This window comes from Actinomadura sp. ATCC 39365 (assembly GCF_054392275.1).
On record NZ_CP184335.1, the window covers coordinates 57,534 to 72,242 of the forward strand.

The following is a 14,709-nucleotide window of genomic DNA, read 5'->3' on the forward strand; positions in this document are numbered from 1 at the left end:
GGCGGGTTAAATCTCCCCCACGGCGCTGTCGACGTCGGAGTACACCTTGATCCGCCGGTCGAGCCCCGTGGTCCGCAGGATGCGCGCCACGGGCGCCTGGGGCGCGGCGAGGGACACCCCGCCTCCCTCTCCCGTGGCCAGCCGCCAGGCCTCGATCAGCACCGACAGACCGCTGGAGTCCATGAACGACAGCTGCTGCAGGTCGAGCACGAGCCTGGCGCTGTCCTGCTTGATGGCGTCGCGGACCTCGTCGCGGAGGAACGGTGCGGTGAACAGATCGAGCTCTCCCTCAACAGCCACCACCACGGCGTCACCCAGGGCGTGTCGCGCAAGCCGCAGCTTCATTTGGCCCCTCCTCGATGAGCCACTGTACTTCGACATCCCCGGATAGCGGGCATGCACAAACTACGAAGAGCCGGATACAGAAGGACTAGAGCGGACGAATCATGCGCTAGACGCGGCGCTGAGGGTTCTTACCCAGCCGACCGCCCGGCCCGCGACCTGGGCACCAGGTTGCTCACCCGGCCGGGACGGCGAAGCCGTAGGGGAGCTCCAGGCGGTGCCCGGCCAGCAGTTCGGCGTCGGCCAGCAGCTCGCGTGTGGGCCCGTCGGCGGCGATCACGCCTCCCGAGAGGATCAGCGAGCGCTCGCACAACTCCAGCGCGTACGGCAGGTCGTGGGTGACCATGAGCACGGTCACGTCCAGCGAACGCAGGATCTCGGCCAGCTCCCTGCGCGCGGCCGGGTCGAGGTTGGAGGAGGGCTCGTCGAGCACCAGGATCTCCGGCCGCATCGCCAGCACCGTGGCCACCGCCACCCGGCGCCGCTGCCCGAACGACAGGTGGTGCGGCGGCCGGTCGGCGGCCTCCAGCATGCCGACCCGGTCGAGCGCGTCGCGGACCACCCGGTCGAGCTCCGCGCCCTTGAGACCGGCGTTGGCCGGGCCGAAGGCGACGTCGTCTCTGACCGTGGGCATGAAGAGCTGGTCGTCGGGGTCCTGGAAGACCAGGCCGACGCGCTGCCTGATCTCCTTGAGCGTGTCCTTGCGCACCGGGACGCCGCCCACGGCCACGCTGCCGTGCCCGGCGGTGAGGATGCCGTTGAGGTGCATGACGAGGGTCGTCTTGCCGGCGCCGTTGGGGCCGAGCAGCGCCACCCGCTCACCGCGGCCGATCGCCAGGTTCACGCCGAACAGCGCCTGAGTGCCGTCGGGGTAGGCGTAGGCCAGGTCACTGACCTCCAGAGAGTTCACCATGAGAGCCCCAGAACCGCGAGTGCCACGACGGGCAGGACGAGCGCCGCCGCCCACTGCCCGATAGATGCCGAAATATCTTGAATTATCGGCATCCGTCCAGCGTAGCCGCGACTCAGCATCGCCAGATGCACCCGCTCGCCCCGCTCGTACGAACGGATGAACAGCGCCCCGGCCGAACGCGCGATCACCGGGATCTGGCGGAAGTTGCGCGCCTCGAACCCGCGCGACTCGCGCGCCACCCGCATCCGCCGCATCTCCTCCACGATCACGTCCATGTACCTGAGCATGAACATGGCGATCTGCACCAGCAGGCTCGGCAGCCGCAGCCGCTGCGCCCCGACGAGGATGACCCGCGGCTCGGTGGTGGCCGCGAGCAGGATCGAGGCGATCACCCCGAGCGTGGCCTTGACCAGGATGTTCCAGGCCGCCCACAACCCCTGCACGCTCAGCGAGACCCCGAGCACCGTCGTGCGCTCGCCCATCCCGATCACCGGGATCAGGAACGCGAACAACACGAACGGCAGCTCGATCACCATCCGCCGCAGCACGTGCCCGACCGGCACCCGCGCGGCCAGCGCGACGCCCCCGAGCAGCGCCGCGTAGACCGCGAACGCCCAGAAGCGCTCCCGCGGTGTGGCCACCACGACGACGGCGAAGGCGAAGACGGCGAGCAGCTTGCACTGCGGCGGCAGCCGGTGGACGGAGGAGTCACCCGGCAGGTAGAGATCGTGCCGATGCCCCACGCCCACCGTCACTCACCGTCTCTCACAGATCAGACCCCCACGTTCGTACGGCTGCGCGCGGCGAACGCCACGGCACCGGCGATGAGCAGCACGAGCCCGACGCCGACGATCCCGGCCACGCCGACCGGGATGCCGCCCACATCACCGTAGTCGGCCAGCGCCCACGACCCGAACGCGTGGTCGGCCGCCCGGCCGCTGAAGCCCTTGTTCTCGGCCACGGCCTCCAGCCCGTCGGGGTCGGAGGCGGCGAAGAAGGACACCACGCCGGCCAGCACCAGGGTCAGCCCGATCCCGCCCAGCAGGAACGGCTTGAGCGCGCCCGGCCGGGCCGCCGGCGCCGGCTCGCCCACCGTCGTGGTGGCGCCTTCGGCCCCCTTGAGCACGAGCGGCTTGGCCAGCCCGCGGGCGCCGTACACCAGGTCGGGCCGTACGGCCAGCACGGTGGCGACGGTGGTGGCGGTGATCAGCGCCTCGCCGATGCCGATCAGCACGTGCACGCCGCCCATGGCCGCGGCCACGGCCGACACCTCGATGGGCGCGGTGCCACCGATCCAGAACAGCACGGAGAACACCAGCGCCGAGGCCGGCACCGAGACCAGCGCCCCGAGGAACGCCCCGAGCGTCACCCCGCCCCGGCCCCTGGCCATCGCGGTGACCAGCCGGAAGACACCCCAGCCGACCAGCACGGTGACGATGCCCATGATGGTGATGTTGACGCCCAGCGCGGTCAGCCCGCCGTCGGCGAAGAACACGGCCTGCACCAGCAGCACCACGGCCATGCAGAGCACGCCTGTGTAGGGACCCACGAGTATCGCCGCCAGCGCGCCGCCCAGCAGGTGGCCGCTGGTGCCCGCCGCGACGGGGAAGTTCAGCATCTGGACCGCGAAGATGAAGGCCGCCACGAGCCCCGCCATGGGCGCGGTGCGGTCGTCCAGCTCCCGGCGGGCGCCCCGCAGGCAGACCGCTACCCCGGCGGCCGCCACCGCTCCGGCGGAGACGGATGTAGCTGCGTTGAAGAAGCCATCGGGTACGTGCACGGCAACGCCTCCAGAAGGACGAACAAATCCTCCTCACTTTAGAGCATTGCCTTGCACCTGCACATAGGTGGCAATTACTGAAGGATCCTCCTGAGGATCGTTCGCGGTGTCAGCCGGTGCACGACCGTGCTCAGCCGCCCCTTCCCCGAGGTCGCGTACGGCCGCACGCTGCGCAGCAACGCCGCACCCCGCCACCTGCGCGGACCGGCGACCGTGTCGGCGTCGGTCTCGATCCTGAACAGCGCGGGCGGCCCGCCCAGGTCGAGCTCCAGGTAGGCGTCCCAGGTGCCGGGCGGGAGCCGGCCCACCGCCGGCCTGGCCGCGAACCCGCCCCCGGGCAGCGCCGTCACGCGCTCGGCGCGCTCGCGGCCGGTACGCCGTTCGCGCCAGACGATCTGCCTGATCGCCGCGCACTCGGGGACCTCTCCGGCCACGCTGACCTCGCCCTGCACGACGAGCCGATGGCCCAGCCCCCACCTGGTCCGCTCCAGCCGGACGGTGCCGGGCACGGCGACGACATGGCCGCCGACGTCGATGCTCAGGTTGCCGTTGTCCCTGGTGAAGTACGGCAGGGTCACCACGCCGCCGATCAGGCGGGGCTGCGGCCGGGTGACGCCGTTGTCGCGGTCGGCGCCCAGCCTGCCGTGGCGCACCACCCCCTCCAGCTCGACCGCCACCCGCAGGTCCCAGACGCCGGAGGCGAGCGCGGCGGCCTCCACCCGGGCGGTGAACTCCGCGCCCTGCCGCTCGGCCGGGACGACGAGCTCGCCGTGCGGGTCGTTGCGGGCGCGCAGCACCAGGGCCACGCCGTCGTCCTGGCTGATGCCCTCCAGCCCGGCCATGCCGCTCACCACCAGGTGATCGTCCTCCCAGCGCAGCCCGGTCAGCCGCCGCCGCACGGTGGCGCTCTCGATGCGGGCCAGCCGGACCAGGCGGTCGACGTCGCCGAGCGCGGCCACGCGCTGCTTGTCGATGGTGTTCAGCCGGGCGTGCACGCCCGGGGTGAACCACTCGTCGCACAGCGCGGCGACCTCCTGGGCGATCTCCTTGCGGCGCACGTCGTCGCTCTCCAGGAACACCGCGCCGAGCTGGGCGAAGGCGTCGAGCCTGAAGTGCCGGCGCAGCAGGTGGTCGCGCAGCGGGCCGGGCTCGACGTGCCGGGCCATGAGCCGGATGGGCCGCCGGATCATGGTCAGCCAGGCGATCGGGTCCCGGCTGCCGGCCTGCTGCATGATGCTGCTGCCGTCGGACCTGGAGACCAGGTGGTAGCAGTCGTGGTCGGCGACCACCGAGATCACGCCGGCGTGGCAGTAGGCGTGCACGGTGAACATGATGTCCTCGCCGACCAGCATGTCCTCGGCGAAGCGGATGCCGTGCCGCTCGACCATCTCCCGTCTGAACAGCTTGAAGCAGCTCAGGCTGTTGTAGACGTTGCTGTCGGCGAGGGTCAGGCGCTCGGCGTTCTGCTGGAACATCGAGGCGGGGGCCCGCCTGCCGTGGCCCACGATCTTGCCGAGCACGATGTCGGAGCCGTTCCTGTCGGCCATGGCGACCATGCGTTCCAGCGCCTCGGGGCCGAGGTGGTCGTCGGCGTCGCAGAAGAAGACGTACCGGCCGGTGGCGTGGGCGAGGCCGACGTTGCGCGGCCGGCCGGCGCCGCCCGACCCCTCGATGTGCACGACCTTGACGCTGGACTGGTGGTAGGCGGCGTAGAGGTCGAGGAGCTCGGCGCCGCCGTCGGTGGAGCCGTCGTCGACGACGATGATCTCCTTCTTCACCCGCTGCACGAGCGCCGAGGTGAGACACCTGTCCAGATAGGGACGGCAGTTGTGCACCGGGATGACGACGCTGACGTCGACCGTCTCGTCGTTGTTACCCGCCGCCGACATCGCCACCACTGCCGTCACCTCGGAGTCACGTTGCGCCGCCATGTCGTTTCAGTATGTGACGAACGCCCGTCGCCGCGGGGCCCGATCGACCGTCTTCGAGTCACCTATTTGCCGACCCCGGCGATTCGTTGCATTCCTCGGATAGACCCCACAGATGGCTCTAATCAGCACATTCACCAGGGACCGAATGAGTTTCAGGGGAAAATCCTCGACCTGCCAGAGGAAGAAAACTCTCCGCCGGGATCAGGGACCTACTCCGTGGGCGTCTCAGGTCATCCTCCGGCGGGGTACACACGTCTACAGTTAGGCAACCTTGACCGGGGAGGTGGCGGTAATGGCATCGAATCTTCGCTGGCATCGGGCGGGCGGCACGGGCATGGGCAAGGCCGAGTTCGCTCGTTCGTCGGCGCGCCTGACGGAGCTCTTCGAGTGCTCGGCGATGCTGCGACGTACGCGGATGCGGGCCGAGGAGATCGTCGACGAGGCCCGCGCGCTGCTGGCCGAGGCCGAGGCCGAGGAGTTCGCCGACCCCGACCGCATCGAACGTCTGCGCGGCCAGCTGGAGGAGGCACGGGCTTCCTACGCCAAGGTGCTGACCGCATATGTCACGCTCTGCCGCAGGATCAACCAGGAGCGGCAGGAGATTCTGGCGATGCAGATGGACATCGAGTTGAACCGCGATTCCGGTTTGTCGGGAGTGGCTTGATGATTTGTCCGGGACAATTCCCGGAACCCTCGACGGAATGACTCCCCCTCCATCCGACCCACGCCTCCCCTGAGAACGTTTCAGATAGATGTGAACCTATGTGACACCTGAGACGTCTTTTGTTCAGGGAGGCCCACCATGCGCGTCCTTGACGGTCTGGCGTCGCCGGACCTGGAGGAGCTCAACCTGGAGCTGATCCTGGTCGCGGCGCTGCACGACGAGGCGGAAAGGCTAGCCGCCGATTGAACGGGCTCCAGCTCCCCGGCCCCGCCGGGGAGCTGGAGCAGGGGGCCGCGGCGTAGGATCACGGATCATGCTGCGCTGCGCCGTCCTCGACGACTACCAGGGCGTGGCCCTCGGGCTGGCCGACTGGTCGCGGGTCCGGGCCACGAGCTTCCTGGCCCACTTCACCAGCCAGGACGAGCTGGTGGCGGCCCTGGCGGACTTCGAGATCGTGGTCGTCATGCGGGAGCGCACGCCGTTCGGCGCGGAGCTGTTCGAGCGGCTGCCCCGGCTGCGCCTGCTGATCACCACGGGCATGCGCAACGCCTCCGTCGACCTCGACGCCGCCCGCGCCCGCGGGGTCACGGTGTGCGGCACGGGCAGCGCCTCCACCCCGCCGGCCGAGCTGACCTGGGCGCTCATCCTCGGCCTCGCCCGCCACCTGGTGCCCGAGGCCACGGCGATGCGCTCCGACGGCCCGTGGCAGAGCACCGTCGGCATGGACCTGCACGGCGGCACGCTCGGGCTGCTCGGCCTCGGCAAGATCGGGGCGCAGATGGCCCGCATCGGGCAGGCGTTCGGCATGGACGTCATCGCCTGGAGCCAGAACCTGACCGCGGCGCGCGCCGGCGAGCTCGGCGTGCGGGCGGTCGCCAAGGAGGAGCTGTTCGCCGAGTCCGACGTCGTCTCCGTCCATCTCGTGCTGAGCGAGCGCACCCGCGGGCTGGTCGGCGCGCGCGAGCTGGCGTTGATGCGGCCCAGCGCCTACCTGGTCAACACCTCGCGGGCGGCCATCGTCGACCAGGCCGCCCTGGCGTCGGCGCTGCGCGAGGGGCTGATCGCGGGGGCCGGGCTCGACGTGTTCGAGACCGAGCCGCTGCCCGCCGGGCACGAGCTACGCAAACTGCCCAACGTGCTGGCCACCCCCCATCTCGGGTACGTCACCGGCGGCAACTACGAGACCTACTTCCGCGACGCCGTGCAGGACATCGACGCGTTCCTGGCCGGCGCGCCGATCCGCGTCCTGGCCTGACCCCGGCTCACTCCGCCCGCGTCCTGGCCCGGAAGGCGGCGGTCTTGACGCGGTTCTGGCACGCCGTGGAGCAGAACCGGCGGGTGCCGTTGCGGGAGACGTCCACGTAGACGCGGTCGCAGTGGGGGGCGGTGCAGACCCCGAGCCGGTCGCCGAACTCGCTGCCGAGCACGATCGCGAGCCCGGTCGAGCAGCTCGCCGCCCAGTCGCCCGCCACCGAGCCGCCGGGGCCGTGGAAGTGCAGGTGCCACGGCTCGCCATCGTGGCGTTCGAGCATCGGCCTGGCCCTGCTCTCCTCCAGCAGCGCGTTCGTGGCCATGGCGGCGGTGTCGACGTCGCCGTCCGCCACCGCGCGGAACACCACGCGCAGCCGGGCCGCGACCTCGGCCAGCTCGGCGGCGTCGGCCGCGCCGATCCCGCGGTGGCCGGCATAGACGCTGCCCAGCGCGCCGGAGGCGGCCGCGGCGAGGTCGTCGGGGACGGGGAACTCGCGCCCTCGCTGCTCGCCCGGGGTCAGCGCGTTGACCAGCGCCACCGCGACCCGGACGATCGCATCTGTGTGACTGTTGTAATCCACTTGACCAGTTACGCCTTCGCATTCTAAGTTGTGACTGCTCAAATCTTAGACGACAGTTACAGGGAGATCTCATGCTCACTCAGGAAGCCGCGCTGGCATGGATCGAGCGTTGGGACCGTCAGCAGGAGGGGTATCTGCCCGACCGGGAGGCCCGCTTCACCGCGCTGATCGACGCGGTCGAAGCGCTGGGCCGGCCGGATCCCGTGGTCATCGACCTGGGGTGCGGGCCGGGGTCGTTGTCCGCCCGGCTGCTCGAACGCCTGCCCTCGGCCACCGTGATCGCCGTCGACGCCGACCCGCTGCTGCTGGGGCTCGGCCGGGCCGCCTACCCCGGGCTGCGGTTCGTCTCGGCCGACCTGCGCACCGGCGGGTGGACCGAGGCGCTCGGCCTCGACCGTCCCGCCGACGCCGCGGTCAGCACCACCGCGCTCCACTGGATCTCGCCCGAGGAGCTTCAGGAGACGTACGCCGAGCTGGCCGGCGTCCTGCGCCCCGGCGGGATCCTGCTCAACGGCGACCACATGGACTCCTCCTCCCCCACCCTGGCCCGGCTGGAGCACGCGGTGCACCAGCGTGAGACCGACCGCGTCTTCGGCGACCGCCGCCCCGAGGACTGGCGTGCCTGGTGGGACGCCATCGCCGCCGACCCCGCCTTCGCCGACCTCAACCAGGAGCGCAGCACGGCCGGCGCGTCCCATCACGGCTCTGAGTCCCATCTGGTCGAGCAGCACGTCGGCGCGCTGGCCAAGGCCGGGTTCGGCGAGATCGGCACGTTGTGGCAGCGCGGGAACAACCGCCTGCTGTGCGCCGTGCGAAGCTGACCCGCGACGCCATCCGGCGGGCGCAGGCAGGCGAGACGTGGTTTCCTGTAGGTCATGGACGAGTCGCAAGTCACCCGCTACCTGGACAGATTCGGAGCGTCCCGGCCGGTGCCGCCGGACGTCCACGGCCTGCGGGCCCTGCAGCTCGCGCACCTGAGGGCGGTGCCGTTCGAGAACCTGAGCATCCACCTCGGCGAGCCGATCTCCCTCGCTCCCGACGCCCTGTTCGACAAGCTCATCACCCGCCGCCGCGGCGGCTTCTGTTACGAGCAGAACGGCCTGTTCGCCGCGCTGCTCACCGCGCTCGGCTACCGGGTGACCCTGCTCGCGGCGCGGGTGTTCGGCGGCGGCCGGCCGGGGCCGCTGTTCGACCACCTCGCGCTCCGCGTCGACCTCGACGAGCCCTGGCTGGTGGACGTCGGCTTCGGCGACTTCGCCGACGAGCCGCTGCGGATCGACGAGCGCGGCGAGCAGAAGGACGGGGCGGGGGTCTTCCAGATCGTGCCCGCTCCCGGGGAGGACGGCGATCTCGACGTGTCGCACAACGGCGAGCCCGCCTACCGGCTCACCGCGCGGCCGTACGAGCTGGCCGACTTCGTGCCGACCTGCTGGTGGCAGGCGACCTCACCGGACTCGCACTTCACCCGGTCGCCGGTGTGCTCGATACGGACGGCGGAGGGGCGTACCACGATCAGCGGACGCAAGCTGATCGTCACCCGGCAGGGCGAACGCGCCGAACGCATCCTGAACGAGAACGAGCTGCTTCCGGCGTACCGGGAGCACTTCGGCGTGACGCTCGACCGGGCGCCGGCGGCGGGAGCCTGACCCCGGGAACGTCGCACCGGCTGGACTACGGTGGCCGACCATGGCCGACTACATCTCTCCCGTCTTCTACGATCTGCTCGCCGTGCACAGCCACATACCGGGCGTACGCGAGAAGCTGCCGTCTCTCCTGACCGGAGTGCGCCGCAGCATCGTGGAGATAGGCGCCGGAACCGGCCTGATCACCACATTCCTGGCCGAATGGACGCCCGCCGAGATCTTCGCCCTGGAACCCTCGGACACGATGCGGGCAGTACTGCTCTCCCGCCTGGCCGAACGGCCCGACCTGCTCGAACGGGTCACCGTGCTGCCCTGCGACGCCCTGAGCCTCGACCTCGACGAGCCGGCCGAGGCCATGGTGATGATCAATGTGCTGTACGCCCTGGAACCCGGCTACCGCAGGCGGCTCTGGCCCGTCCTGGCCGACCGGTTGGAGCCCGGCGGTCTTCTCCTGTTGACCTGGCGCGACGGCGGCCCGCCGAAGCCGCGTCCCATGCGGCAACTGGACTCCCGCCGGGTGGGCCGCCACACGTACACGGTCTCGTCCGAGATCATCGAGTCGGACGACGAACGCGCCACCTGCCGCTACCTCTACCGGATCACCCGGGGCGACGAAGTGCTCAGCGAGGAAGAACTCGTCGGCCATGCCCATCGTCCCGCCTGGGAGACACTTCGGGACGAACTGGTGAGCGCGGGTTACGTCCGGACCGCCGCCCCCGACGGCCTCCTCGCCTGGCGACGCACCTGATCGACGTCAATGCCCGGCATATATGAAAATGACGGACACAAACCAGCGGCCTCGTCGACATCAGTCGGCACACGATCGTTACGGAATATTACTCATCCGGCCAACAGCGCTCTCTTACTCTTTTTTCCCTGCTATATCCATCTAAATGAAGGACACTAATGAAGCTCTTCTTCGCGGGCCTCGCGACCACGGCGGCGATCGTGGGCGCGGCAGCCGTACCCGCTCAGGCCGCATCCCCGGCGACCACGCAGGCCGCCCCGGCGGACGCGGTGAAAGCCCTGAAAGCCCAGCTACTACCGGGCAAGAGCGTGAAGATCGACCAATTAAGCAGCATCACCGTCGATTTCTCCGTCGACGACCAGGCCATGCAGGTGCAGGTGAACACCCGCACCAACGGCACGCTGGCGTTCGGCAAGGGCAAGGTGGCGGCCGCCGACCTCCGCATCCGCATGTCGTCCCGCCAGGGGACCGAGCCTCCCTACCGGGTCGTCGCCGAAGGCAGAAACGCCTACGTGACCAACCCCGGCATCGTCAAGGCGTTGCCCGCCGGCCGTTCCTGGATCGGATCGAGGACCGGTGAGCGCGAGAACGCCATCCTCCGCATGGGCGTCACCCCGGCGGACCTGAAGTTCATGCTGGACAACTCCTCCGAGGTGGCGACCGGCGAATACCAGGGCACCGCCACCCTCGCCGCCTACCGGCACGACAAGTCGGCCGGTGAAGGCAGCGTCGAGTTCCACCTGTACTTCGACAAGAACAACCTGCTCAGCCGCGCAGTCGTCGACTCGACCTCCTCCTCCGACGGCGACGCCTACCGCCAGATGGCCTTCCACACCGACACCAAGTACTCCGGCTGGGGCGCCAAGGCGAAGATCACCGCACCGGCGGCCGGCAAGGTCGTCAACGAGAAGAAGCTCACCCCGAAGACCCGCAGGGCCGTCATCAAGGCCGGCTACCCGGAGACCGGCCCCTTCTGACCACCTCAGCAGGCCCGGCATCACCGACCTGCCGCCCGCCGAGGCGGGACTGCCACCGCAGCCCCGCCCTCAGCCGGCGTGGTCGCTCAGCCACTCGGCCACCTTTCCGGACGAAGCTCGGCGACGAAGAACCAGCGCCTATCATTTTTCATCGCCCGGCTCCCTACGTCGGCGGTTCCCTCCCCGGCGGTCCGTTGTTGTTCTGGCGGGACGACGCCCGCAAGCGGTACATGGTCATGGACCTGGCCGCCATCCCCGAGCAGGGATGCTGACCGACGTTCGGCTCACCCCTGGACACTTCGGCGCAACGCACAGAGCCGGCCGCCTCCCGACGACGCGAGCTGTTCCTGTCGGTGCCGACTGGCAGCATGACGGCATGTCCTTGCAGCCCCCCGATGTCTCCTGGCTCTGCGGCGAATACGCCGAGGAGTGCTACAGCTTCATCTACGTGCGCGCCACGCCCGAACAGGTGGTCGCGCGCCTCGGCGGCCGATGGGAGGACTTCACGCCGGGCCCCTTCCCCGAAGACCCGGACGACTACCCGGACCCCGGGGCCGCTGTCGGCGTCACCTCCATCGGCGACTGGACGTTCGTCTTCGACCCCGACTGGCTCGGCACCTGCGAAGACCTGATCACCGAGCTGTCGAAGGGCACCCGCCTCGTCTCCCAGGCCGCACTCGGCGTCAAGGACCTCGACTACTTCTACTGGTGCGAGGACGGCGAGATCAGATTGGGCTGGGGCGGCGACGAAGGCTTCCTGACGGAAACGCCCGCCGAGCTCGTGGACACGATGGCGGAGATCGACAGGCTCTACCCATCGCGTCCCCGGCTCTACAGAGGGCCGGCCTTCCTGCTCGTCGAGCACCTGACCGGCATCAGGGCGACGGAGCACCTGCTGAAGAGTTCCGCGTTCAGATGGGGCGTCATCCCGCCTGTGAGCAAGCCCTGACGCCGGCAAGCCCGATACGCGTCGAAGCCGGGTGCCAGATCATCGATGTGCTGGAGGAGTCCCATGACCGCTACCGACGACCTCGGATGGTGGATCGTCGGCTGGGACGAATGGACAGACCTCGGCCTGATCCGCGCTCGGCTCGCCGCGGGCGCCGATCCCGACTCCGGCGTGCGTCTCTTCGACAAGCCGCTGCACGTCGCGGCTGAGCGAGGCTCGCCGGAGGTGGTCGCCGAACTGGCCGCACGGGTCGACGACGTCGACGCCGAACACCGCGGCCGTACCGCCCTCTGGACGGCCGTCTTCGAGGGCCGCACCGACAACGCCCGAGCCCTCGTCGCCGCCGGAGCGGACCCGTGGCGCCACATGATGAACGGCTGGTCCCCCGGCCGCCTCAGCCTGGCCGGCCCCAATCCCGACCTCTTCCCGGTCCCCCCGTCAGAGATCAGCCTCTCCACGGCCGAGGCCACCGCCGCCGCGGAGGCCAAGCGGCTGATCCCCGCGCTGGGAGACTTCCACTACGAAGGCCTGAGCCTGGCCTGCGTGGCCGGCGTCAGCGCAGCCGAGGCGACAGCGCGCCTGGAAGCCACCCCTGCCGACGACGTGGACGTCGATGCCCTGTACGAGGCCTGGTACAACGTCCCGGACGCCGAATGGATCGTCGGCATCACCGACGTACCCGGCGGCTGCGTCATCACCCAGCCTTGGGGATACGTCGCCTACACTCCCGGCCTCGGCAGGCTCGTTTCGACGGACACGGTCTGCTACAGCATGCACTCCAACGCCAAAGGCGGCATCTTCGGGCACATCGCCCGAGACGGCGAGGTCATGGCCTGGGAGCCGGACAGCGCCTTCATGGTCCCCACTGACGCCCCCGCCGAGGAGATCCTCGCCGCCTACCTCTACCGCGACCGCTGTCCGGCGTATTGCTGCGCCGGCGCGGGCCTGCGCCTGGCCGACGCCCGGCCGATCACCGGCCCACCCGGCGCCTGGCTACGACTGCCCAAAAGGGACTTCTGGGCCTGACGTACGGCCCAAGGACGATGCAAAGCCTGTACCGACACCCGATGCCTGGATACTGCCGGCCATGGTCATCATCGAAGTCGTCCTGGAGACCCACGACGCGGTGGACTTCACGGCCTGGCCGATCACCGAGCCGTCGAACGACCGCCTTCTCGCCCTCTCCGGCCGGATGTCTCCCGCCGACGTCGGGACGGCCATGGCCGTGATCTTCAGCTACAACGGCCTCCCGACCACGCACGCCGCCGACCTGACCGAGGCGCATCTGCACCAACACCTCGCCGAAACGGGCGGCCTGATTGCTCCGGGCGGTCTGCGGCTCCGCGACACCACCACCGACGTCGACGTCCCGCCCGGTTGCTGTTTCGGCCTGGAGAACTGGCGGGACTGGTGGGACGTGGCACGCGGGCACGAACCCTGGCTGGGGCACGACCCCACGCCGCACATCACCCATGTGGGTCACGTCATCCAGCTCCGGCAGCACGTCGAGGATTCTCCGCCCATCGAGATCACTCGCGACGAGCTCTCCAGCCTGCTCACCACAGCCCAACAGCACTTCTCCGGGTTCCTCGACCTCGCCCGGCAGTGGGCGACGATCACTACCCCGGGGCCGGCCGACCAGCTCATCGCAGCCCTCGACCAGCACTTCGCGATCACTTGAGCCTTCTCGTCCTCGGCCGGCTCCGGCGACGCGGTGATTCTGCGCGTTTCCCCGCCAGGCGGGATGTTGTGCCACCATGATCGCCTCGTAAACGGCAAAGGAGGCTGTTTGGTCGTCTTCTCCTGTACGTCGTGCGGCGCCGTGCTGACCGCGCGGGTCGCACGGGTGGCGCTCCCCGACCACTCCGGCCAGAAGTACGGCCATGACCTGCTCCCCGGTCTCCTGGAGCCGGGAACATACGCCGTGGACCCTGGACATGGCCGCCCAAGGGCCCCCTTGATGCCCGAACCGGAATATCACCGCGTCCGACAACTGACGTACTGCATCACGGGCCCCCCGAACAGGATCGGGATCGCGCCGGGCGACGTCCGCGGAACCGTCTTCATCCCGGACCGGTTGGGCGGCTGCTGTTGCGGCTGGGACGGCCAGTACGGCCCCAATTTGGCCTGCGCCAGGTGCGACCGCCCGGTGGCGACCCGCGTCGACGACTGCGGGTTCTGGCAGGTGGTGTGGCTGGAGCCGGACGCCGTGCGTCCCGTCGCCGTCGCCGGCCCCGTCCAGCGGGTGATGAACTGGACGGAGCTGCCGAGCACGCCACCCGTTGATCCGCTTGGTTTCTGGAGCCCACAGTGGGAGGCCTCAATCGCGGTGACCCTGGCACACCTGGTGGTGGCTTCGGGGGGCAAGCGGGTGTCCGTCCCTGACATGCCGGTCGCAGAGACGTTTCGCCGGACGATCGAGAGCCTGCTCCCTCCCGGGCCGCCGGAACGACACCTCGCCCTGGCCGGCCCCGGCCTGTCCACCCCGATCACGGACCTCGCCCTGGTGCCGAAGCACCCGCAGACCGGTGAGGTCTGGCCGTGTGACGCGGGCACGGTGGTGCCGCTCGCTGCGGACGTGTGGACGTACCTGGCCTTCAACGACGATCGACGGCTCATGCTCGCGGCGTACGGGATGCCTGCCGCCGTCCGCCACGACGATCCGCTCCCGCTGCTGCCGCACCGCCTGTTCCATCCCGATGGGCAGGTATTCGTCAGCACACTGGAGCGACTGCCGAAGTTCCGGCAGCCATGGCTGCGCCGCATCCACGACTCGGTGAAAGGCCGCCCGTACCCGGCCCCGTTCGCGTAGCCCTCCCCACGTCAGATTCGATCCCGTCGGCGGAACCTGACCAGAGCTCCCGCAATCGCGTCGCCCCCGAACGCACGGTCGTCCAGTCTGTCGCAGGCGGATGCCACGGCAACGATGT

16 protein-coding genes are annotated in these 14,709 nt (G+C 69.9%); 10 read left to right on the forward strand and 6 right to left on the reverse strand.

From position 1 onward, the window contains the following. Positions 1-6: 6 nt before the first annotated feature. The 5 genes from ACNF49_RS00315 to ACNF49_RS00335 form a co-directional block, all read right to left on the reverse strand. The gene (locus ACNF49_RS00315; protein ID WP_101785558.1) at positions 7-345 is read right to left on the reverse strand and encodes an STAS domain-containing protein; all 339 of its coding nucleotides are present in this window, start codon (positions 343-345) and stop codon (positions 7-9) included. A gap of 172 nt (positions 346-517) precedes the next feature. Continuing rightward, the gene (locus ACNF49_RS00320) at positions 518-1,255 is read right to left on the reverse strand and encodes an energy-coupling factor ABC transporter ATP-binding protein (RefSeq protein WP_358289230.1); all 738 of its coding nucleotides are present in this window, start codon (positions 1,253-1,255) and stop codon (positions 518-520) included. Continuing rightward, the gene (gene cbiQ / locus ACNF49_RS00325; RefSeq protein WP_498701710.1) at positions 1,249-2,004 is read right to left on the reverse strand and encodes a cobalt ECF transporter T component CbiQ; all 756 of its coding nucleotides are present in this window, start codon (positions 2,002-2,004) and stop codon (positions 1,249-1,251) included. The genes ACNF49_RS00320 and cbiQ overlap by 7 nt, the downstream gene beginning before the upstream one ends. Before the next feature lie 23 nt (positions 2,005-2,027). Continuing rightward, on the reverse strand, positions 2,028-3,035 hold the full coding sequence (locus tag ACNF49_RS00330; RefSeq protein WP_482942445.1) for an energy-coupling factor ABC transporter permease: 1,008 nt from the start codon (positions 3,033-3,035) through the stop codon (positions 2,028-2,030). 74 nt (positions 3,036-3,109) lie between these two features. Next, positions 3,110-4,966: a glycosyltransferase family 2 protein gene (locus ACNF49_RS00335; RefSeq protein ID WP_482942446.1), complete on the reverse strand. Its 1,857-nt coding sequence runs from the start codon at positions 4,964-4,966 to the stop codon at positions 3,110-3,112. A 292-nt stretch (positions 4,967-5,258) separates the two neighbouring features. Here ACNF49_RS00335 and ACNF49_RS00340 point away from each other — a divergent pair, with 292 nt between their 5' ends. Together ACNF49_RS00340 and ACNF49_RS00345 are read left to right on the forward strand one after the other, a co-directional pair. Beyond that, positions 5,259-5,630: a hypothetical protein gene (locus ACNF49_RS00340; RefSeq protein ID WP_357967287.1), complete on the forward strand. Its 372-nt coding sequence runs from the start codon at positions 5,259-5,261 to the stop codon at positions 5,628-5,630. Between the two features lie 313 nt (positions 5,631-5,943). Beyond that, the gene (locus ACNF49_RS00345; protein ID WP_357967284.1) at positions 5,944-6,885 is read left to right on the forward strand and encodes a D-2-hydroxyacid dehydrogenase family protein; all 942 of its coding nucleotides are present in this window, start codon (positions 5,944-5,946) and stop codon (positions 6,883-6,885) included. Between the two features lie 7 nt (positions 6,886-6,892). Here the strand turns inward: ACNF49_RS00345 and ACNF49_RS00350 are convergent, their stop codons facing one another. After that, a complete protein-coding gene (locus ACNF49_RS00350) occupies positions 6,893-7,462 on the reverse strand; it encodes a CGNR zinc finger domain-containing protein (RefSeq protein ID WP_482942447.1) in 570 nt (189 codons plus the stop codon). Positions 7,463-7,533: 71 nt separating this feature from the next. Here ACNF49_RS00350 and ACNF49_RS00355 point away from each other — a divergent pair, with 71 nt between their 5' ends. From ACNF49_RS00355 to ACNF49_RS00390, 8 genes are all read left to right on the forward strand, one after another. After that, positions 7,534-8,283, forward strand: coding sequence for a class I SAM-dependent methyltransferase (locus ACNF49_RS00355; protein ID WP_357967279.1), 750 nt, complete (start codon positions 7,534-7,536; stop codon positions 8,281-8,283). A gap of 54 nt (positions 8,284-8,337) precedes the next feature. After that, complete coding sequence (locus ACNF49_RS00360) at positions 8,338-9,108, forward strand: arylamine N-acetyltransferase family protein (protein ID WP_482942448.1); 771 nt, start codon at positions 8,338-8,340, stop codon at positions 9,106-9,108. A gap of 40 nt (positions 9,109-9,148) precedes the next feature. After that, positions 9,149-9,853, forward strand: coding sequence for a class I SAM-dependent methyltransferase (locus ACNF49_RS00365; protein WP_482942449.1), 705 nt, complete (start codon positions 9,149-9,151; stop codon positions 9,851-9,853). Positions 9,854-10,011: 158 nt separating this feature from the next. Continuing rightward, complete coding sequence (locus ACNF49_RS00370) at positions 10,012-10,830, forward strand: hypothetical protein (RefSeq protein WP_482942450.1); 819 nt, start codon at positions 10,012-10,014, stop codon at positions 10,828-10,830. A gap of 376 nt (positions 10,831-11,206) precedes the next feature. Then, positions 11,207-11,779, forward strand: coding sequence for a DUF6461 domain-containing protein (locus ACNF49_RS00375; protein ID WP_357967266.1), 573 nt, complete (start codon positions 11,207-11,209; stop codon positions 11,777-11,779). 63 nt (positions 11,780-11,842) lie between these two features. Continuing rightward, entirely contained in the window at positions 11,843-12,805 is a 963-nt protein-coding gene (locus ACNF49_RS00380) for an ankyrin repeat domain-containing protein (protein ID WP_482942451.1), read from the forward strand. 61 nt (positions 12,806-12,866) lie between these two features. Next, positions 12,867-13,460 (forward strand): hypothetical protein, encoded by a 594-nt coding sequence (locus ACNF49_RS00385; protein WP_357967261.1) that lies wholly within the window; start codon positions 12,867-12,869, stop codon positions 13,458-13,460. Positions 13,461-13,928: 468 nt separating this feature from the next. Then, positions 13,929-14,591, forward strand: coding sequence for a hypothetical protein (locus ACNF49_RS00390; RefSeq protein WP_498701717.1), 663 nt, complete (start codon positions 13,929-13,931; stop codon positions 14,589-14,591). Positions 14,592-14,709: the final 118 nt, after the last annotated feature.